The following is a 20,913-nucleotide window of genomic DNA, read 5'->3' as shown; positions in this document are numbered from 1 at the left end:
GACTTTCCGATGATTTCCTGTTTTATTCCTTTTTTATCCACTAATTGTTATACCCTTATCAACATGGACGTACATATCACCTACATCGAACGCCTTATGGAAATGCTTGCCGCAAAAACGAAGCAGCGACTGGACAACAAAGGATTTATCGCGATGGAAATAGAAATCAGCGAGGGTATTACAAAGAAGTATTTATATGAGAGTATGTACCTGAAAACAAAGAAAGCCCGGGAATCGGGCATTGAAACGGTGCCGTTAAACCAGTCAAAACTTGACGTGCTTGCGCAGTATCTGGGTGCAAAAAGTTTCATCGTATTATGCGATCAACTGGATAAAGAGCGAAGCCCGGTGCTCATGAGTTGCCTCGGCAATTATTACTGTTACGTACGCCGCAATGCAGAGATCGGCGTCGTCATGCGATCGCCGGTAAGGATCATCGAAAAGAACAATACAATCTGGTTTGAACTTCAGGGACCAACATGGCTGTATGCAGGCGAAATGTTACTAAAAAATGGATGCCTGTTTATTTGCATGCGGGCTACCGGTGGAAAGGAGATCCACCATGTTTATAAAATCGGTTTTCGCGAACAACCACCTGTGATGCAAGGCATCTTTTCAGGTGTGTCCACCGTATTTGAACCCATTGGAGGAAGAACGGTGCTGATCCGCACCCAAGAAGACTTTACGAAGCTCGAAAATTTGGAGCTCAAAATCGCCGACATGAAACGCTCTAAGGACAAAGAGCAGCGGCGACTGGCGGAGTATTTTCTATCCTATGAAACCAACAATCTAAAGATCAAGCCGGTCACAACCTTCACGGTCGACGACCTGGGTAACGGGAAATAAACTTATCCAACCTTATATTTCAATCTTATGATACCTTGCATCGGGTATCACAACGGAAATTATTGTCATTTTTGACATTTTTTATCGTACTTGTCTAATACCGCCACATAACCCAGGTGTCTTTAGTGTAGGATCTGTATGAAAAAGTATACAGAACCGTTAGCTTTCTCTTCCAAACCCCAAAACCTGAGTTGTCATGATAAACGCAGAACCAACGCCTGCCGTGTCACGCGTTCCGGTACTATCACTCATCGCCCTTTGCAGCGCCGCATTGCTGGCCTTCCTGTTCGTGTGGCTGAAAGGCGATCGCGCGGAAAGCTGCGATGACAAGGTCGTCGTCAGTCAAGAGCGCCTACTCGATCTTCCCGACGCAAGCTCTATCATCACCTCTACCGCCACGGTATTGTGCTACGCGCCCACCTTGGTCAACAAAGACCATCGCCGCGTCGTAAACCTGCAAAGCGGATCCGCGTATTTTGAAATAGCGCCCGATCCGACCAAGCCATTCCTGGTAAACACCCTGGGCGCCGCGACCGTCGAAGTAAAAGGTACAGGCTTTAATGTGTCGGCCGATCCCGAGCAAGGCATCGCCCGCATCGCCGTCGCACACGGCCTGGTGGTGGTGCACTTCCACGACGAGGACATCGAAATCACGCCCGGACACCAGCTCACACTGAACACCCGTACTCAAACCACCCGCCTCGAATCCTTTGATCCCAATCGGGTAAGCTGGCCTTTCCCCAAACTTAGTTTCCAGAACGCCACGCTGGAAGAAATCGCCCGCACCCTGGACAGCCACTTCCACGCCACTGTCATCATTAAAAATGACGAGCTCAAGAAATGCACCATCACCGCCGAATTTGAAAACGAGCAGGTCACCCTGGACAACATCCTCCAAACAGTGTCGCTGGCACTCGGCACGATGAAATACGACCGACGTGAATCGGTCGTCATCATCCATGGCGAGCAATGCTCGAACTAAGTATCCATCCTCGTATCTTCGCGTCCACAAACACCCGTGGACATGGAAGACCCCGACAAGCTCACCCGCATCGTCGAAGCCCGCATGAAGCTGAAGGCGCGGTTTGAAGAAAAGATCCGACACACCCCCTCCGTCGCCGACACGCAGCCCCAGGGCAGCGGCCAGCTCAATCGCCACGGCATGCCCGAAGTGCCCGTCGGCCAAACGATCACCGAAAAGTGGCCCGTACTCGACCTCGGCTATCAACCCGACGTAGACCTGACCCGCTGGCGCCTCATCGTCGACGGCGCCGTTGAAAACCCCGTCCGCCTCACGTGGGACGACTTCCTGGCCCTGCCCCAAACCGACGACACCTCCGACTTCCACTGTGTCACCACCTGGTCAAAACTCAATATGCAGTGGAAAGGCGTCCGTCTGATGGACCTCGCTGCCCTGGTCCATCCACGCGACAAAGCCACGCATATCCTCTGCTATGGCTACGACACCTACGTCACCAACCTATCTCTGGAAGAAGCCCTGAAGCCGGATGTATTATTAGTGCACACCTTCGAAGACAAACCCCTCCCCCAGGAACATGGCGGGCCGGTGCGCATGATTACGCCACAGCTCTACGCCTGGAAGGGCGCCAAGTGGATCAAACGCATTCAGTTTATAACCGCCGATCAGCCTGGGTTCTGGGAAGAGCGCGGGTATTCGAACACGGCTTATCCGTGGCGGAATGACCGCTATAGCTAACTTGCGACAGCAATTGGCACAGATCTGAGCGCCCCCATGCGGGGGGACCTCTGCCTGATAAAACAATTTTATCGTTTCCATCAATGCGGTTATTATATCTTTGCCTGATATGATAAAGGTAATTTCATTATTAGTGTTCCTTTGCTTTTATACAACAACCTATGCCCAAGGACTCATTGGAAAATATTGCGATCATTTTGGGACATGTCTTGAACTAAATAAAGATTCTACCTTCACGTTTGAGTGGAAATTTGACTTAATCCAAAATTGGGCAATGGGCAAATGGAAACTCTCTGGCAAAACACTCCATTTTTCTTTCATTGACGTTTACGATACATTACGAAGAGGAAATAGTACTGACTCTGTATTTTTATCAGCTGATAAACTTCCAAATAGTATTTGCGAATCTGATTTCCCTCAACAATTGCTAAGTTCTCGTGTGCAAGACAAAGATCGATTTAGTAATAGGCTATATCACCTCGGGAAGAAGTTATACTTATTGAACGAGAAGGATAGACTTGAGCGGCGTCGACAAAAACAAATCTGGTCACAAAAGAGATGGCCGTGGGGGTATAAAAAATGGCCTACATATTTTAGAAAAGTGGGCGAAACAACATAATGCCGTGGCACGCGCAGGAGAAGTCAATTGAACGACACTGCCGGATAAGAGCGGAACGTGGTATACCGGTGTTGCTCGACACGTGGTTAGTGTTCCAGGAGACGTTTCTGTCTTAAACTCAAGGAAGTTCCGGAAATTTTTTATTTGCGCAAATTGCTGTCAGCGCTTCTTGAACATCACGCCCCACAAGACAAAGAAAATCGTCATACCCACCATATATATCACCTTCTGTATCCACCATCAACGTCATGTGATTACTGTAGGCTTGTCCAATCGGGCATAGACGCTTACTATCTATTCGTAAAAAATAACTCTCCTTTATCCATTTTGGATCAATATCTCTCATTGCCTTTATCGCATCAAAATGCGCGGTTTCATCTACGCCAACCGTAGTATTGAAGAGAATCTTCAGATTTCCAAATTCAGTAAGCAACTGATCGGCCTTATCAAACCAAAAATACCCCTCGTTTAAAGCCATCTCTTGAAATGCACTTGTGTTTATTTGACGTCCCTCAAACCAACCACTTCTCATTACTATTTCTCGTGTACGTTCATCGAATAGTTTCATATATGCTTGAGCATTATACAAGTTTAGTAAAAAAGCAACCTTAGCGCTATCAGCCAGTTGGCTGGATGGAATTTTATTTTTCATTTTCCCGCCAAGTATTATCTTTCCGCATGGCCAACTTCCTCCCTTCCTCGTCCAAACGTGAACCCGTCGTCTCCGCCGAAAAAGAAGCCGGCAGTCACCGCTTCACCGGCCGTGATATTGTGGTATTAAACGACACCGCCGGCAGCACCGCCATCGAACGCAAAGCCCAAACCGCCTCCCTGCGCATGGCCAACCTGCGCGACTATAAAAGCGCTACCTCGCCCCTCACCGCCGTTTCCAAAGCCCTCTCCGAAGCCGACGGGGTAGTCTTCGATCAATTAAAAGTCGCCGTCGTCAACGCCCCGCACACCGAGCAAGTACAGCGCCTCACCACCGCCCGCAGCGGCGACCGCATCTTCCTCGGCCAGGAACGCGAACGCTACGTGTATGCCCTCGCCAAGCGCCCGACCAAAAAGCCGCTGACATCTTATCTCGACGACGAGCACGCCACCTGGGGCATCCACGCCATCAACGTGCTCAAGTCGAAGTATACCGGCAAAGGCGTCCGCATCGCCATCCTCGACACCGGCATCTATGCCGAGCATCCCGACTTCGAAGGTCGTAAGATCCGCGCCGTCTCCTTTGTCGGCAAGTCCTCCAACGACCTGGATGGCCACGGCACGCATTGTGCCGGTGTTGCGGCGGGGCACGTGAGCCACTCGCATGGATTCCGGTATGGTGTGGCACCGCAGGCGCAGTTGTTTGTCGCGAAGGTTTTAAAGAACAACGGCGAGGGCGAAGACAACTTTGTCCTCGCGGGCATCGAGTGGGCATTGGAGAATAAATGCAAGGTGATCTCTATGTCGCTGGGGTCTGCTGTGAAGAATGGGGAAACATACTATGAAAGCTATGAGACCGTGGCGCGACGCGCGTTAAAATCCGGCACGTTGCTGATTGCCGCCGCAGGCAACGACAGCCGCCGCAAGCGTGGTGTCATCAAGCCCGTGAATCATCCTGCGAACTGTCCTTCGATTTTATCCGTCAGCGCCGTGGATCATCAGTACCAGGTAGCGGACTTCTCGTGTGGCGGCTCGCGCAAGAAAGGCAACCAGGTGAACATTACAGCACCGGGCGTCGATATCATCAGCTGCACGAAGAAAGGCTATGATGTGCTCTCGGGCACATCGATGGCCACACCCTTTGTCGCTGGCATGGCCGCGTTGTTGTGGGAAAAGTATCCGAACGTCACAGGCGACGCTATCTGGAAGAAGCTGGTGGACGGTGCACGTGGGCTAGACCTCCGGACCAGTGACGCCGGTGTCGGCATCGTGTTTACTTCCTGATTTAATATGGGAATCATTATTACGATCTACGATACGCATATCAAAGACATCGCTCGCATTGCGGAGGCGTTGGCGAAGCTCGGCATGAAGGTAGAGCGAGTGATGAAATCAGTGGTGTAATCGCCGGCTCCATCAAAGCAAAGATTATCCCCACAGACCTGAAAATTAAGGGAGTGAAATCCATAGAGCGGGCGCGAACACTCCGCAAGCACGACCTACGCCACACCGTCCTCATATTCCGAAACCATAAAACTTCCTTCCGCATCGATCACCAATAGGCTTATCTTGTCAGGGCATCGCCTAGCGCATACGCGGCAGAAGATATCAAAGCACTCAATATATCGGGACGCACGCATTCGCCCTTAATACTTCCTCCAACCTCTATATCTCAGTTCCCCATCTCTTCCATCTCTTACATGAGATACGGAGGTATAGATTATTAGCGCGTACGGCTTAATCATAGGTCGTGCATCTGTCTCCAAGTCCACGATACAGCAACAAACGCCCCGCACAGTTCACAGAATCGATCGTTTCCGCACCTTATCGATTCACCAGGAAAACTGTAAATCACATTTTAAGAAATAACCGCAAACACAAAAAATGCTCCCGCTCGCATAAACTTTTGTCAACATCTGGGAAATATCATGCTGTATTTTTGATCCGTATTCAACGCCGATATCCCGAAAAAAAAAAATGCTACGGCAAACGTAAAATTTTGTAAACATCTAGGAAACGGCTATCCATACCTTTACATCAAGTTAGAGCACCAAGAAACTTATTGAGCATAAATCATTAAACGCATCGAAAATTCCGCAGTTTCCAATATGGCAGTTATAGAATATGGAAGCGTATGACAGGAATCACACAAACAAGGTACATATACACCGAAATTGCATAAACAAATATTTTCGTTAAAAATCATAAAAATGAAAAACTCAAAAATAATTGATGTAATAATATTTCTATTTGTTATGCTCTTCATATATGCAGCATTTTCTAAACTAAGGGAATATGAAACCTTTCAAGGGCAAATTGGAAAATCTCCGTTAATTATGGATTATGCCAGTTGGATAGCCTTTCTGGTGCCTTTGATCGAAATTGCAATCGCAGTCTCTCTTTTAATTGTGAGGCTCCAACTAATCGCGCTGTATGCAGCCTTCTCTTTAATGTTTCTTTTCTCGGCCTATATATGGTTTATTTTAACCTTCAGTCCATATGTACCATGTTCTTGCGGCGGCATATTAGATAAAATGGGATGGACAGAACACCTAGTATTTAACATCATATTTACCCTTCTAGCCGTCGTTGGAATACACTTAAACTTATCCCAACAAAAGGACAGAGTTCAGATCGCAACCACATAAATTATGAACAAAAAACACTTCTTCATATTGCTCTGCTGCGCATCAGGAATGTTACTGACGCTTGCCGGTCTATACGCCATTTCACCGCTAACCAAAGGCATATATAGAGGTGGATTCGACCGAACATTTAAAAATCAAAGTTCCGTCAACGAAAAAGTCATAGAACTTCCATACAACTCATACTATATAGCAGGAGTATCTAATCATAATATCTATTTGGGAAATTGGACAAATCATTTCCACATGATAGTACTTAATACGGAAACACTTGACTCTCAGCATGTGACACTAAGAATCAAGAACAAAGACACGTTCAAAGACATAGATAGATTCAAACTAAAAGTAGACTCGCCGTATTTTTATTTAACACATGGTACTATGCCAGCGCTTTATAGAGGTGATCTAAATAAAAGAGAAGCAATCCGTTTCATGAATGATTCAGCGTTTTTCTCAGATGCAGAGCCAATAGGTAAATCGTCTTTTATCCTAAAGACGTATAGCACAAAGAACAAAAGTCTAGAACTAGCAAAAGAGACTAGCACTTCACTTGGTATAAAATACAACTATGACATTTTAGAAAAGGTAAATGATGGTATATTCTGCGTAGAAGGAATGTTACATAGCAATAAGTCAAAAAACGAAATAGTATACGTATATACATACAGAAACCAATACATCGTAATGGATACCAGCTTAAATCTGAAATACCGATCAAACACCATCGACACATTCAGGCACCCCAGAATTAAGGTATTAAACACAGAATCATCACAATCCCAAATGCTAACAGGAATACCAACGATAGTTAACTCTCTGAGTTCTGTTGACGACGATCATTTATATATAAAATCCAACATTCTCGCTAAGAATGAAAATGCGAAATCATTCGTCGAAGGAGCAACCTTAGATGTATATAACACTAGCAATGGTAAATATGAATACAGCATGAATCTATACAATCACGAAAACCTCCCATTATCTGAATTCAGAGTCAAGAGAAAAAAGCTAATAACAATTTATAGTAAATATCTCATATTAAGAGATCTCAACTAAGACACAAGATCGATATTCGCATCATTCAGCTAAAATATTCTTACCGGTAGAAACAGGAATGGAAGCCGAACACCTGAAAAAAAGTAGGCATTATCAAACAACTATAAACATTTTAACAACATGAAAACTAAAAATTTGATTTTAGGAGCAATTGCCGTAGTATTCGCAATTGGCGGATCATTTGCATCAGCCTTACTGGTTCCTGCAGAATTTGCAAAACAGGGTGCTACTTGTCGTCCTATCACCACTTCTTGCGATGTAGCAGGCGCTAATCTTTGTACAGTTCGCATTTCAAATGTAAACTACCCTGCATTTGATGACGCCGCGTGTCTGATCCGCACGACAACAACTTCGGCCATTCCAGTACCAGCACAATTTGAGTAATTATCTTAATAAAGATCCCCAAGAATATGGGGATCTTTATTTTATGATTCAACCATAACATCCTCCTATATAGGAAACAAATACAAATATTTTTAACAAACTCTATCATGAAATCCAAAAATGTAATTCTCGGCACAGTTGCCGTCCTTTTCGCTATCGGCGGTTCATTCGCATCATCGTTGCTGGTTCCCGGAGAATACGCAAAACAAGGGGTTAACTGTCGTGCCATTACTACCACATGTGACGTAGCAGGTGGAAACCTCTGCAATGTCCGTATTACCAATGTCACACCGAATGTAATCCTACCTGTATATGATGATCCTGCTTGTTTGATCCGGACAAACACTACTTCACAAGTTCCCATTAACGGGCAATTTGAATAATCATAATACCCCCGGTCCCCATATCAACTATGGGGACTTTTTCAAGATTCAACCACAGCATACTCTTATCAGTAAACAACTAGAAAATAATTAAACTCAACTATGAAAGCTAAAAATGTAATTCTCGGCGCAGTTGCCGTCATTTTCGCTATCGGCAGTTCATTCGCATCATCGTTGCTGGTTCCAGGAGAATACGCAAAACAAGGAGTTAACTGTCGTGCCATTACCACAACGTGTGACGTCGCAGGTGGATACCTGTGCTCGGTACGCATTACGAATGTCACCCCGAACGTAATTCTACCTGTATATGATGATCCCTGTCAGATCCGGACAAACACTACTTCAATGGTTCCCATTAACGGGCAATTTGAATAATCACAATACCCACGGTCCTCTTAGTTGATTTGGGTACCTTTTCTCATCTAAAATCCTTGACTAACCTCCCATGAGAACTAAAAATCTGATTGTAGGCCTGGCAGCTATTATATCAGGCATCGCCAGCTCAACAGCTACACCATTCATGGCTCCGGCAGAATATGCCAAACAAGAGACAACCTGCCGTGCCATTACTAGCGCATGTCAAGTCGCCGCCCCAAATCTCTGCTTCGTCCGTATTACGAATGCTACTTCCCAGGTAATCCTACCCGCATATGACGATCCTGCATGTCTTGTAAGAACTGGTGATACTCACGGAATCCCGATATCCGCACAATTTGAATAGCTCAATATTCACAAATCACCACAAAAATGTAACAATTTATCAAGATCATAAGCTCAGGAACGGCTCATTTGTATGCGGCCATTTCTATTAAAAGCAATCTCACAACTTACCACAATTCTCCGTCGGAATCATCAAAAATTGAACAAATTTGTTGGGTTTCACCCATTGGTTAACAAATAGGTTAACCCCAGAGACAGACAAATTCGAAACCTCGGTGAACCTTTCAACATTATAGAAATACCTGTCATACAATAATTCAGACCAAAAGGAATTGCTCTTAAGCAGTCGACTTGTATTTCGCTCCATCTCCCCAACGTATCGGCCAAATATATCAGCATCTATTCCGTTTTTCCCTAATTTCTCAACCTCCTGTATGGATGCGTTAATAAGAGATTCCGCTTTTTCAGACGAACACTTGAAATTAATAGAGAAAACAAATCTTGGATTAGGATATTTTATACACTTTATTCCAACCGAGACAGCATAAACTCCTTTTTCCTCTTCGCGAAGTCGAAAGGTAATTCTATCCTGCAGTATACATTCCAATGCGCGAGCCCGAAATAAATTACTACTATTATATTCGAATGCATTGGACATAGCCAAATGTACTGTTGCCCCATCAACTGAAGCACATACCCTTTTTATGTCACGGCCATACATACATCCAACCATGTCAGTATTTACGACGACGGTACCGACGTCATTAGTCCCTGCCTTAACGCTTGAAATACTGCCAAAATATTTCACAAGCATACGATCAACAAAATCTTCATTAAAATTACCCGTAACCACAAACGTGTAATTCTTATTTGCATTCATCTGCTCTCTAAAAATCGCATACGATCTTTCAAAATCTACTTTTTCTAAATCCCCATACCCCAAGCTCAATTCTTGTTCGCGAGTGCAGCTATAAACCGTATCCATAAAAACTTCGTCGACATTCCTCTGCATGATACGCTGCAACATCAGACTTTTCCAATTATCAAATGCCGACCGGATCTTTATTGGATTATTAAAATAATTACACACCATATCTACCAAATATTCAATCCTCGAACTATCACAGCTGCCTTTTATACCGGTACTAAAATCAGTAATATATGGGCTAAGCTCAATACCATTTTTTTCCAAAAACTTACTTAACTCTAAATCATTTAAGTTGCTCAGTCCACTTCTCCTGATAAAATCAAAAGATGCAATCGCCGAAAAATATTCATTACCACCATATTGCATTGCGCCAGCATTCGCGAAGCCATGGACAAGAATCAAATTATCATCTCTTCTTCCACTTGATGGCCGAAACGGCTTCAATACAAACTTAATTCCGTTATTCAGCATTACTTCAGTCACGCCATTTACTTTCCGCCTGTAATTAACTGATGGCGCCATGGACGATTCCACACCAACAATATTATACTCATTATAATTAACAGGCCTATATTCCGAAATATCCGGCAACGGAATATCTTCGAAAATGGATTTCAATTCACTAAAATTAGGAAGCTTTTCTTTAATTTTATCCGGAACCAAAACAACAAAATCGAAATTCTCCCCCTTTAACCAAGAATTAGCTTGTTTACTTACCTCACCTAACGAAATGGTTCCAATTGCATCTTGCATCTTATCGGAAAGCACTGCTTGATCCAGCATAGAATAACCATATAAAAAATGCTTTGTGTAGGAATCAATCAGTTTTTTCGAAGTAACTGACTTCCCTTTTTTTAACATCTGCTTCCGTAAGACGTCCTTTGCATTTACAAGTTCTTTTTCCGAGAAACCATATTTTGCAATCCTAGCTAATTCTCTACTAACTGAAATTAATTCTGATTTGAGATTAGAAACGGAATCCACGCTTAAAAAGGTCGCAAGAACATCTACTCCGTTAACTCCGTAAACGCCGTTTTTTTGAAAAAAATGGTGTGCAAACCGAAATGGCGGTTGGGGGCGACTAGCAATTTCTTTAAATCTCTCCAAAACCATAGAATTATACAATCCAATAGTCACCTCCCTTTTAATATCAGAAATTGAACTAACGGATTGGCTAGGAAACTTAACATACACCTTAAAAGATATACCTTTCTGATCAGAGTCAGGAACAACTATGAGTTGATTCTTGCTAGGAGCAAATGCTGAATATTTTTTGCGCAATTGAGCGTCACCTCGACGAGGTATATTCGAAAATACATTCTTAATTCTTGTCACTACAGAATCCACATTAACATTACCCACAACAAAAATTGCCTGCAAGTCCGGCTTATACCAATCTCGATAATATCTAACGAGATCACTCAATTTACTTTCCCTTACGGTCTCAACCTGATCCGTACCAATCCCTCTTTTGGAAAAAAAAGATTTTCCTAACATTTTAGGAACCACATTCGCCATCTCCCGATGCTCTCGTCCCGAAGACCTTATTGCTTCGGCGATAACAGCTTCCCGTTCAATATCTACATCGTCTGAATCAAAAACTACTTGCGTTGCCAAATCATAGCCAATATCCAGACTTAGATCCAGAGCGCCCTTCTTTTCCAAAGGGACCGAAATATCAAATATTGTAACGTCATATCCCGTTTGGCCATTAACGGCCGTTCCTCCGCCCTCGACAAATTCGTCTAGATAATATTTCGCCCCCTTAGGAAAATTCTTTGTCCCTTTTAGGGCAACATGCTCAAGCAAGTGCGAAAGGGAAATCTGACTATCATCCTCTTGCAAATACCCTGCCTTCACAGCGAGATATACTAATGCGTAACTACTTGGGATATCATTCTTTCTAACATAGTACGAAAAACCATTTTCCAAAGTCCCATGTCGTACACCCTCATCAATGGGTAATAATATTTCATCAACCTTCTTGCCGTTCTGAGCAAGTGTCGAGTGACCCAATAGTAGGAAAGCCAGCACGCTCCCACAGAATCTAAGTAGATTACAAAATACCCTCAAGTTCATAATAGCATTTAAATACAAAAAACGTAACTAGAAATATCAATAACCTGAATTTTGAGGCTCCAAGGCGGGATTTCTGTCGCGCTCAACTTGTGGTATTGGATACAATGCATCGTCTTCCGTAATATCCTCTTTCAGATCGCTCAATACATCGACAGTTTGCTCTGTTCTGTTTAAATCAAACCACCGGTTCCCCCATTCCGTAAAAAGCTCCAATCGCCGCTCCATTCCTATCAATTCTGGTACATCCACCAACGTATCGTCCCTATCCACCAGTTCTATCCCTGCCCTTTCCCTCACAATATTCAAATCATCGATTGCATTTTTTCGATCACCTTGCATTGCCCGTGCCTCAGCCCGAATCAGGTATTGTTCAGATAAACGTAGTACTATAGAATATTCATTTGCTGGAGTGCCGGTCTCTTGGACATGATATTTATGAGGATAGTAAACCGTATCGCCATTATTAATAAATCTCCCAATCCAATTCAACAATCTTAAATCTGTTTCTTCAAAATCCTTAGCCAATTCTTTTCTAAGAATAAGGGACTTTGGTGCGTTTGTGATCACGTAATAAGCGGCCTCATCAGTATTACTAACGTTGTCCAACGGTGCTATTTGCCAGATCGCTTCCTGACTTTCTTTTACAAAAATACCAGGCATATCATAAACAATAGCATACAATTCGCTAGAAATAACACTAGTAGACTCCTCATCTGCCATATCCCACTGTTCCAAAAAAAGATAAACTTTGGCCAGTAAAGCGGACGCTGCTGACGAATTGGGCCGGATGCGCTCAGACGTCACATAGTCTTTTCCAAGAAGTTCTTTAGCCAACTTTAAATCGTCAACAATCTGATTATATATCTCTGTTTTAGATTTCCTAACAACACTAGAATTATTTCTATAGTCAGTTGTCAATATCAATGGTATATCGGAAAAAAAATTAAGTAAGTAAAAATTACAAAAAGCACGAATAAACTTTGCTTCGCCCAATAGTTGCCGCTTAGTAGCATCCGAAACATTAGAAGACCGATCCAAACCTTCCATCATTGCGTTTGCTTCATAAATGACCTTAAAAAGCGAATTCCATAATTTAAGGACATCCGGATTATCGCTTCTAATCGAATTATGCTCAAACTCGGAAGTTACCGCCCTGACTTTCGTATCAACCAATTCATCCGAAGAAAGCCCCGCTAGCCTACTCATACTATTCAGTTCACCAATGGCAATGGTATTTGTCGCCATTTCATAGTAAACTCCCGTCATCGCCGCAGTTGCTGTGTTGTCATCGCTAAATACTACATCAGTAGTTATTAGTGATCCTCGAAGATCAACATCTACAAAGTCTCGACAAGATGTCGTTGCAAATAAAAAACATAAAACTATGTAAACTATACATCTCATATTCGTATGATTTTCGTTAAATACCTATTTGCACACCTAATGACATCATTCTCAAAGCGGGAATTACCGTTGTACCTGTTTCGGGATCTAACCCAAAAAAATCTGTAGCCGTAAATATATTTTGCCCATGAAAGTATACCCTGAGCTGTTTAATTTTAGCCCTGTCTAGGAGCGATCCAGGAACTGAGTACGACATTGATAGCGTCTTTAATCTAAAAAAAGACGCATCTTGTATACTATTATTACTACTATAATTATTATTGAATGAGGAAAACAAATCAAATCCTGTGGATAATTTCTCAACATCGGTAATATCTCCTATCTGCCGCCACCGACTATTGTAAAAATCTACAGGAACGTTTACAGCCTGACCAGGCACATTTGCGGGCAGGTATGACATTGCAACTTTTTTCACAAATTGAAATAAAAATGACATCTCAAAGCTACCATACGATATAGTATTAGTAATACCGCCAAAATATTTTGGGGAAAAATCCTTAGTCACAATTTTATCATCGCCATTCAAAACGCCATTCGAATCAACATCCAAAAAGGTATAGACACCTGTTCCGGGATCAACGCCGGTATACTTATAAAATCTCTGAATCGTGACGGGTTCCCCAACAACGTAGGTGTTCGCGTATGAAGATCGATCTAAATCGAAAAACTCAATCAGCTTATTATTAGGTAGAGAAATATTAAACGAAACATCCCACTTAAAATTAGATCTGTTAAAAAGATGCGCATTTGATGTCAGCTCCCAACCTGTATTCTCAACCGTTGCATCTAAATTTCTAAAAACAGCTCCTAAACCGGTCGTTCCTGGAAGTTGGTAATTAGTCAATTGATTTGAGGAACGATTATTATACCACGCCACCTCAATAAATAATCGATCTTTAATCAATCCAAGTTCTATTGCTGCCTCTATCTTTTTATTGACTTCCCACTTATACTCAGGATTATATAAACTAGTAGGATAAAGTCCCACTGTTCCGTGATACTTGCCCGGTGTTACTTTATAAGTATCTAAATACCTATAGTCACCAATCTGATCGTTCCCGGTAATACCTAAGCTCGCTCTAACTTTACCAAAGCTGACAAACGGCAATCGATCAAAAACATCTTCTTTCGAAAAAATCCAAGCCGCTCCGAGAGAACCAAAATTTCCAAATCTATTTTCTGGACCAAATCGAGATGATCCATCTCGTCTCCCTGTAACACTTAGAAAATACTTTTCTTTCCAATTGTATCCAATTCTCGCAAACAATGCTGTATATCTATATTGGCTATTATCATCAACCACTATACGATTACTAGCGGCGCCCTGCAGACTGCCCAATAGGGCATCAGACGCATACCCTGTTCCTGTGATTTGCTTATATCTATTACTTCCCTCTTGAAAAGTGCTACCAAGCACGGCATCTATACCATGAAATTTAATCATTCTAGAAAACAGAATCTGAGGTTCCACTATCCAAGAGCGTCTTAATCCGTCTCCAAACGTGCTTTCTGGTGTGTTGTACATTGCCCAATCAGGATTATAAGAGCTTAGCGGTATTTTTATTATCTCCGACGAGACTAAATTATTGTATCCCAAATTTGTTTTAACAATTACTCCCTTCCACAAATTATAACTTAATGTGCTATTAAATATAAGGCTTGCAGACTCAGCATCATTTGTTTTACGATACTCTGCCAACGGATTATTCCATGTGCTCGTCCCAAACGACGCAAGTTCCCAATTTAATCCGCTTCCTTCATTATATAAATTGGGAGCGTTAGGTGGCAGGGATAGAGCATCAATAGCAGCAGAAGGTGATTCAAAAAAATAATTATTGGAAACACCATAATTGCTCGACACTGTAGCGTTAAACTTACCATCTTTAGAGCGATGATTAATCGATAAATTACCCGTCAAACGTTCAAAGTAAAAATCACCAGGAAAGATTGTAGTCTCTTTATGGTATCCTCCGCCAAGTCGAAACGATGTATTCGATGTTCCTCCGGAAATCCCCCCCTGCAGGTCAGTAATATTTGAAGTTCCTCCGATAAGGACGTCTTGCCAATCCGTGAATCTTGTCGTATCCCAAACTAGAAGATCCGGAGCATTAAACTCAGAGATGATCTCATTGTCATTATTTCGGAAAGCTTCTCGACGAAGATCAAGATACTGCTGAGTATTTAGCATCTTCATTTTTTTCGACAGTTGTCCCACTCCTCGATAAATATTAAAATCAGCGGATGTCCTTTCCCCACTAGCTTTCTTAGTCGTGATTAGTACTACACCATTTGCTCCTCGTGAACCATAAATAGCAGTTGCATCAGCATCCTTAAGCACTTCGATCGATTGGATATTTGCAGGATTGAGAGTGCTCAAAGGATCGTACTTGCCAATGATTACTGACGACGCAGATTCCAATGGGCTAGAATCTACTGGCACTCCATCTATTACATATAATGGATATCCGCCATCTAGTCGAATACTACCCTGCCCTCTTATTTTGATATTTATTCCCCCGCCAGGCACTCCGCTATTAGGCGATATATCCACCCCTGCGGCGCGTCCTTGTAACGACAGCAGCGGGCTCGTAACAGGTTGATCACGAATTTCTTTTTCAGATATTTTAACTATACTACCTGTCTTTGCTTCACTCGTAGTTGTGTAGTAACCTCCATTGATAACAACTTCATTTAACGATGCCACGTCTTCTTCCATTTGAATATCTACTACAGACCGTCCGCCGACGAGTATCTCTTGATTCTTAAATCCAACAGAAGAAAAGACTAGAATATCATCAGCTCGGGCTTCAATTGCATATCTTCCTTCTGCGTCTGTGGTTGTGCCATTCGTTGTCCCTTTTATAACAATGCTTACACCTGGAAGCCCTGTACCTGAACTCATTTCTATAACCTTACCTGTGATGGTTTGAGGAAATTTCCCATCTACAACACTATTATCTTTATCTACACTAGATTTCCAAAAAAAGTAGATATTATTATCAGACTCTTTGAAAGCTATGGGTAGATTAGTCAATGTTGATTCGAGAACCTCGTAAACAGAAATATGTGAATCATTAACGCTTACGTCATTATAAACCTCCACAAGGTCTGGGGGATAGACAAACAAAAGCCCTGTCTGATCTTCGATGATTTTAAAAACCTTCTTCAAAGGGACATGTTCCACATTGATACTCACAAATGTATCATGTACATTCTGCCCGTTAGCTGGACTTGCATTCAACACCTGCAAACAAGGTGTGACCAGTAAAATCAAGTTCACCAAGGAAACTCGCATAATAAAATAAAGCCTTGCTAGCCCTTTATATGTAAAGTTCTGCTTCATAGGGTTGGATAGATTGTTAATTTCTTGAGCAATGCTGCAACACTGCTTCTTTCAAAAAAATGCAACTCAGAGGCCAGATGTATTAGCCATCATTGCCGATAGGCGGGGGGATGTCAAGGCAAGCAAAATCGGGACACAAAGTAGAATTGTCCATAGGTATAGGATTAGGTGTTAGGTACTAAAAACAGGTAGGCACAACGGGGTGACCGGCTACCGCCGATCATGACCGTGTGTAAAGGTTTTATGATTCTGGCCGGCACGTTGGACGGCCAGGGTTAGATGTTGTCTTTCGGGGAACAGGCGGGCGACGACGACCACGTGAGGCATTTTCCAACTACACATACGCTCAGAATTTATGACGCTTATCTAAAATGATTCTAAAACTTACCGTATAAATTTGTCGATTTGACGGAATTAACAGCGGCTTGTTTCTATCAAATAAGAGTCAGTAAAACGCTTTGGGTATAAGTATTCCATAACATTTTGTTAAACAAAATTTCACAAAATGCGTAGTGACCCGAATTTGATTAGGGCAAAACTGCAGTTTGGGTCCCGCAAACGTTTTATAAAAAGGCAATGGCCATCCACCTCACCCTCAGGGCAATGGTGCGAAACAGACCGAATGCTTGGGAATCTAGGCTACTGGGCGGGGTTTGTCTTCCCCAGAAAGGCGGCCAGGCGGCTTCTTTCCCGGGCGAACGTTTGCTGCAGGGCTTCATGTTGGCGTAACAATGCCTGGTGCTCCTGCCGCAGGGCGGCAAACCGTTGGGCCTGCGCCTGGTTGTCGGATACAATGATTTGCTTCTGGTGGAGCAGCTCGTCGCTACGGTGCTCTGCTTTCACGATTTTCTGCTGCAAGTCGGGCATGCTAAAAAGCCTTAAAAAAATATGCCCGGGCCGCCCGTCCGGGTGGACATTACAACTATTAAAAAACTCGCAACCCATCGCATTTTATACGCGAGTTCAGATCTTCTTCCCCTTGTACGACAATAATTCCGCCTCGTTACTTCCGCAGCAGCAAACACAAAGGCTCGCCAAACCGCGCGAGGACAGGTGGTTATAAAAAGCTAAGCGCTACATGGGCAAAGGAGCCAATAAATAACAATCAGCAGGGTCGGACAAAAGCACGACAAGGGCGAAATTGAGTGTACTAAAACATGAGGCTATGTGCCGCGGGAAGACGCCAGAGTGGGGCTTTTGTGCCGGCTCCAAAACCAACCACGCGCAACCGTTCTTTTTCTTTGTTGCCTGCGAAGGAGGCACAGAACAGGGCGGGATTGTGCGTCGGCGAGGCATTGGCGCTATTCGGGGCACGCGCGATCAACCGGCCCCTCAACGACATATTGGGACCGAAGCGATGTCCTATCTTACCCCCAATTACTCTTCCATGCTGCAACGTCCTCTTCCGGCACTGCCATGGTCAAGATTTTTCGAGGTCTAGGTGGTGCTTTCTAATAGGCGATCGTCATCTCTAAAATTCTGAGAAGTCGAAAATAGTTATTTCGATCAATTTTCACAGACTCAAGTGCGGAGTCCCTTCCCCAGTTAGGTCTTTTATCCGATCCATTTCTCGCGTAATATTCCTCGTTGGCGATTCACTAAAATGAATTAGAAATTCGACAAAATGTTCTTGATGAGATTCGTTGAGCCAATAGTCTTCCGTGCTTCTCTGATCGCTGCTTGTAATAATGAGATTCCTAGCAAATAAGTATCTGTAGTACAAAATTCGAATTTTCCGAGGTGTAATATTTTCAACCTTACTGAGGTTCTTCTCTATAAAATGAAGTTCCTTGTCAGATGGATTTTTTATTGTGGGATTTGGTTTTTTCTTATTCTCTGTTCCCTGTGTAGCCGCAAAGGCCGTTTGTTGTTGATTAATTGGCGGCGCATTCTTAATATTAGCTTCAGTGCGTATATCATTGTTGGCACTTTGTGTTTTTGACGGCTCACTGACCTCCTCCTTTATCCAGGTCAGTTTTTCTCTTCGGATAAATTTTTCAAAGAAATCCATAGTCTCGGACTCGGTTAAGCACCCAAGCTTTATACTAAAAATAAAAAGCTTGTCAATGTATTCCCTTGAAAGCTCGTCCAGCTTGACATCCTTTACGTCATGGTACTTTCGCCCTACGGCTGAACTAAGTATGCGTTCATCAATTGCCGTGAGAACAAAAAGTTTGTCTTTTAAATCATCATCATCAAGTATTATCCTTAACGCATCAATAATTTCTATAGTTTTTTCTTCGTTACAACGATCGAGGTCGTCCACCACAAGCAGTAATTTCTTTTTCGCACCATTGGGCGCCCATGCATTAATGATGTGAACAAGCTCCTTTTGAATTTCAGCCTGTACGCCCAGAGTATTTCTAAAGGATACCTTTATTCCGTATTTGTTTATGATATTGATAGCCTTAGTAAAATATCCGAGGCGGAAGTTTTTGAACGAAATTCCAACTAGAACGCCAGCTATAGAAATCCAAATGCGACTACTAATCTCTACAATCTCCTCTTTCAAAGGTGTCCACACCAAAACTCCCATCGTAGCGAGAAAAAGAAATGCCGCGAAACCAAGAAAGCCCCACCATCCATGGCGCTCAATATTCAGACGAAGTAAATGAAAATGATACCTCGGTATATTCTGTAATTTTCTATTATTCCCTAAAAAAGCCAGAGAAAATTGCTCATATAAATATGCCCAGGCCGCCGGCGTATCTTGGTATCTCCACGCCTGGTACTTTATTTGATAATATTTCACCGGCTTTTTTCCCCATGGCAAAAGCATTCGAATCTTCTTCTTTAAACGTGCCCAGGCATTTGCTTCTTCATCCGACAGGAGTTTCCAGATTTCCTTCATTAGTCGAGTCTTTCCGCGGCCCCAAGGCGCAAATATCCCGATCATGTTCCCTGTGTCTGGCTTTAAATTCCTAATGATCGTTGTGATCTCCTGCGCTATCGCATCCACATTTAGAGCAGCTTCTACGTCAGTACTATCTCCGATATATATCGAATGGTTATCGTAGACTATTACACTAGGCACCTCTGCAGAATTATCTGAATTCCGTTCGGACACAAGGGATGGGGGTTGAACAGCTTTATCTGAATACAAATCTCTTGACCTAATTCCTTTCGCCCAATGTACAAATAGATCAAAGACAAAATTCCAGTCAGTTAAATCCTTCATTATTACCGCCTCACCATCAGGGGGAGGGTTTCTTCGGACTGTATAAACGTTATTATCCTGTTGATTTATATAAAAGTTATGAAGTGCATCCCTAACTGAAACAGTAATATCGGTATTCCCCTCTGAAATCATTACAAAGTCTGACAACATGAACCCCCTTGTAACAAGAGCTACTGTTAACGCCCTTTTAAAAAAATCGGATGGCGTTTCGTCACCGGAATCACTGTCACTATCGTCGTCTTCAGTAAATGGTAATGTTGTTGAATATATTGTAGGTGAGTTGGAATATAAAAATATTGGCGTGCCATTTTCTCCAGAGGAGGAACGAATATATATTGGATTATCTTGGGATTCATCTTTAAACTTATCGGGGGGAAGCTCACTTAGATTGGGATTGGTAATAAAAACGTGATACTGATCCTTGAAGTGAAAAAAACGGTATAGTTTGTGATAACCTACTTTAGGATCTTTCCTGGCGTAGCCAAGCGTACCGAGGTCAATCGGAGCAATTGTTTGGAATTTTTCATTGCTTACGTCAAGGGTATAGAAATATGCTTCACCTCTTGGAAACGTGACCTTGAACTGTCGAAGTGGATAAGTATCATTATCTTTCTCATTATCGACATAGCCTAATAACCCCCAATTCGATAATCCCTCTGCTTCAAGATTATCGTCAAACTGGTTATTTGTTATTGCAAATTTTGGTCTCGTAGACCGTTCATGATCTTTTAGATACCGTTTGCCTTGTGGGGAAATGACAAAATAGGCGTAGCCGTTATGGGTTTTATTTGTCCCCCTGGGTTCCGTGACGGTTACAAACCCGCGTTTGATTAAACTCTCCTCCACGTCGCGAACTCTTGCATCATTCTCAGATCCCGACATGGGATATCTTTGGAAGCCGAACAGGATGTCTGATACACAATTCGGTGTACCGTCGGTAAGCGCCGACAATACTCTTACAAGGTCACGCTCGGGGGTGTCGCTGGCCATAGCTTCTTAAATCAAATAGGTTAGACGATA

16 protein-coding genes are annotated in these 20,913 nt (G+C 42.9%); 10 read left to right on the top strand and 6 right to left on the bottom strand.

The window, feature by feature from the left end; translation table 11 throughout:
* Positions 1–63 precede the first annotated feature (63 nt).
* From KK062_RS27100 to KK062_RS27085, 4 genes are all read left to right on the top strand, one after another.
* Positions 64–846, top strand: coding sequence for a hypothetical protein (locus KK062_RS27100; RefSeq protein ID WP_254087522.1), 783 nt, complete (start codon positions 64–66; stop codon positions 844–846).
* A 196-nt stretch (positions 847–1,042) separates the two neighbouring features.
* The gene (locus KK062_RS27095; RefSeq protein ID WP_254087521.1) at positions 1,043–1,828 is read left to right on the top strand and encodes a FecR family protein; all 786 of its coding nucleotides are present in this window, start codon (positions 1,043–1,045) and stop codon (positions 1,826–1,828) included.
* A gap of 42 nt (positions 1,829–1,870) precedes the next feature.
* Positions 1,871–2,563 carry a sulfite oxidase-like oxidoreductase gene (locus KK062_RS27090; protein ID WP_254087520.1) on the top strand — a complete coding sequence of 231 codons (693 nt, stop codon included), beginning with the start codon at positions 1,871–1,873 and terminating at the stop codon, positions 2,561–2,563.
* A 109-nt stretch (positions 2,564–2,672) separates the two neighbouring features.
* Positions 2,673–3,182, top strand: a complete 510-nt coding sequence (locus tag KK062_RS27085; protein ID WP_254087519.1) for a hypothetical protein — start codon at positions 2,673–2,675, stop codon at positions 3,180–3,182.
* A 118-nt stretch (positions 3,183–3,300) separates the two neighbouring features.
* On the opposite strand, the gene KK062_RS27080 is transcribed toward KK062_RS27085, so the two are convergent.
* On the bottom strand, positions 3,301–3,834 hold the full coding sequence (locus KK062_RS27080) for an SUKH-3 domain-containing protein (RefSeq protein WP_254087518.1): 534 nt from the start codon (positions 3,832–3,834) through the stop codon (positions 3,301–3,303).
* Positions 3,835–3,860: 26 nt separating this feature from the next.
* Between KK062_RS27080 and KK062_RS27075 the strand changes: the two genes are divergently transcribed.
* The 6 genes from KK062_RS27075 to KK062_RS31130 all read left to right on the top strand — a co-directional run bounded on the left by KK062_RS27075 (position 3,861) and on the right by KK062_RS31130 (position 8,676).
* Complete coding sequence (locus KK062_RS27075) at positions 3,861–5,117, top strand: S8 family serine peptidase (RefSeq protein WP_254087517.1); 1,257 nt, start codon at positions 3,861–3,863, stop codon at positions 5,115–5,117.
* Positions 5,118–6,043: 926 nt separating this feature from the next.
* Positions 6,044–6,481, top strand: a complete 438-nt coding sequence (locus KK062_RS27070) for a MauE/DoxX family redox-associated membrane protein (protein ID WP_254087516.1) — start codon at positions 6,044–6,046, stop codon at positions 6,479–6,481.
* Between the two features lie 3 nt (positions 6,482–6,484).
* Entirely contained in the window at positions 6,485–7,534 is a 1,050-nt protein-coding gene (locus KK062_RS27065; protein WP_254087515.1) for a hypothetical protein, read from the top strand.
* A gap of 120 nt (positions 7,535–7,654) precedes the next feature.
* Entirely contained in the window at positions 7,655–7,918 is a 264-nt protein-coding gene (locus tag KK062_RS27060; protein WP_254087514.1) for a DUF6520 family protein, read from the top strand.
* A 107-nt stretch (positions 7,919–8,025) separates the two neighbouring features.
* The gene (locus tag KK062_RS27055) at positions 8,026–8,301 is read left to right on the top strand and encodes a DUF6520 family protein (RefSeq protein ID WP_254087513.1); all 276 of its coding nucleotides are present in this window, start codon (positions 8,026–8,028) and stop codon (positions 8,299–8,301) included.
* Between the two features lie 102 nt (positions 8,302–8,403).
* Positions 8,404–8,676 carry a DUF6520 family protein gene (locus KK062_RS31130; protein ID WP_369075189.1) on the top strand — a complete coding sequence of 91 codons (273 nt, stop codon included), beginning with the start codon at positions 8,404–8,406 and terminating at the stop codon, positions 8,674–8,676.
* A gap of 445 nt (positions 8,677–9,121) precedes the next feature.
* Here the strand turns inward: KK062_RS31130 and KK062_RS27050 are convergent, their stop codons facing one another.
* The 5 genes from KK062_RS27050 to KK062_RS27030 all read right to left on the bottom strand — a co-directional run bounded on the left by KK062_RS27050 (position 9,122) and on the right by KK062_RS27030 (position 20,883).
* Positions 9,122–11,968, bottom strand: coding sequence for a M16 family metallopeptidase (locus tag KK062_RS27050; RefSeq protein WP_254087512.1), 2,847 nt, complete (start codon positions 11,966–11,968; stop codon positions 9,122–9,124).
* A gap of 36 nt (positions 11,969–12,004) precedes the next feature.
* Positions 12,005–13,372: a RagB/SusD family nutrient uptake outer membrane protein gene (locus KK062_RS27045; protein WP_254087511.1), complete on the bottom strand. Its 1,368-nt coding sequence runs from the start codon at positions 13,370–13,372 to the stop codon at positions 12,005–12,007.
* A 16-nt stretch (positions 13,373–13,388) separates the two neighbouring features.
* Positions 13,389–16,715, bottom strand: a complete 3,327-nt coding sequence (locus KK062_RS27040) for a SusC/RagA family TonB-linked outer membrane protein (protein WP_254087510.1) — start codon at positions 16,713–16,715, stop codon at positions 13,389–13,391.
* 639 nt (positions 16,716–17,354) lie between these two features.
* Positions 17,355–17,582, bottom strand: a complete 228-nt coding sequence (locus tag KK062_RS27035; protein ID WP_254087509.1) for a hypothetical protein — start codon at positions 17,580–17,582, stop codon at positions 17,355–17,357.
* Positions 17,583–18,228: 646 nt separating this feature from the next.
* Positions 18,229–20,883, bottom strand: coding sequence for a P-loop NTPase fold protein (locus KK062_RS27030; protein WP_254087508.1), 2,655 nt, complete (start codon positions 20,881–20,883; stop codon positions 18,229–18,231).
* Positions 20,884–20,913: the final 30 nt, after the last annotated feature.

Source organism: Dawidia cretensis, from assembly GCF_018598175.1.
In the GTDB taxonomy this organism is placed as follows: domain Bacteria; phylum Bacteroidota; class Bacteroidia; order Cytophagales; family Cyclobacteriaceae; genus Ohtaekwangia; species Ohtaekwangia cretensis.
This window is presented reverse-complemented; position numbering and strand designations above follow the sequence as displayed.

Coding starts and splice junctions, on each gene's coding strand:
- KK062_RS27065 (WP_254087515.1), top strand. CDS start 6,485: ATGAACAAAAAACACTTCTTCATATTGCTCTGCTGCGCATCAGGAATG.
- KK062_RS27100 (WP_254087522.1), top strand. CDS start 64: ATGGACGTACATATCACCTACATCGAACGCCTTATGGAAATGCTTGCC.
- KK062_RS27075 (WP_254087517.1), top strand. CDS start 3,861: ATGGCCAACTTCCTCCCTTCCTCGTCCAAACGTGAACCCGTCGTCTCC.
- KK062_RS27045 (WP_254087511.1), bottom strand. CDS start 13,372: ATGAGATGTATAGTTTACATAGTTTTATGTTTTTTATTTGCAACGACA.
- KK062_RS27060 (WP_254087514.1), top strand. CDS start 7,655: ATGAAAACTAAAAATTTGATTTTAGGAGCAATTGCCGTAGTATTCGCA.
- KK062_RS31130 (WP_369075189.1), top strand. CDS start 8,404: ATGAAAGCTAAAAATGTAATTCTCGGCGCAGTTGCCGTCATTTTCGCT.
- KK062_RS27095 (WP_254087521.1), top strand. CDS start 1,043: ATGATAAACGCAGAACCAACGCCTGCCGTGTCACGCGTTCCGGTACTA.
- KK062_RS27055 (WP_254087513.1), top strand. CDS start 8,026: ATGAAATCCAAAAATGTAATTCTCGGCACAGTTGCCGTCCTTTTCGCT.
- KK062_RS27040 (WP_254087510.1), bottom strand. CDS start 16,715: ATGAAGCAGAACTTTACATATAAAGGGCTAGCAAGGCTTTATTTTATT.
- KK062_RS27080 (WP_254087518.1), bottom strand. CDS start 3,834: ATGAAAAATAAAATTCCATCCAGCCAACTGGCTGATAGCGCTAAGGTT.
- KK062_RS27085 (WP_254087519.1), top strand. CDS start 2,673: ATGATAAAGGTAATTTCATTATTAGTGTTCCTTTGCTTTTATACAACA.
- KK062_RS27090 (WP_254087520.1), top strand. CDS start 1,871: ATGGAAGACCCCGACAAGCTCACCCGCATCGTCGAAGCCCGCATGAAG.
- KK062_RS27035 (WP_254087509.1), bottom strand. CDS start 17,582: ATGCCCGACTTGCAGCAGAAAATCGTGAAAGCAGAGCACCGTAGCGAC.
- KK062_RS27070 (WP_254087516.1), top strand. CDS start 6,044: ATGAAAAACTCAAAAATAATTGATGTAATAATATTTCTATTTGTTATG.
- KK062_RS27050 (WP_254087512.1), bottom strand. CDS start 11,968: ATGAACTTGAGGGTATTTTGTAATCTACTTAGATTCTGTGGGAGCGTG.
- KK062_RS27030 (WP_254087508.1), bottom strand. CDS start 20,883: ATGGCCAGCGACACCCCCGAGCGTGACCTTGTAAGAGTATTGTCGGCG.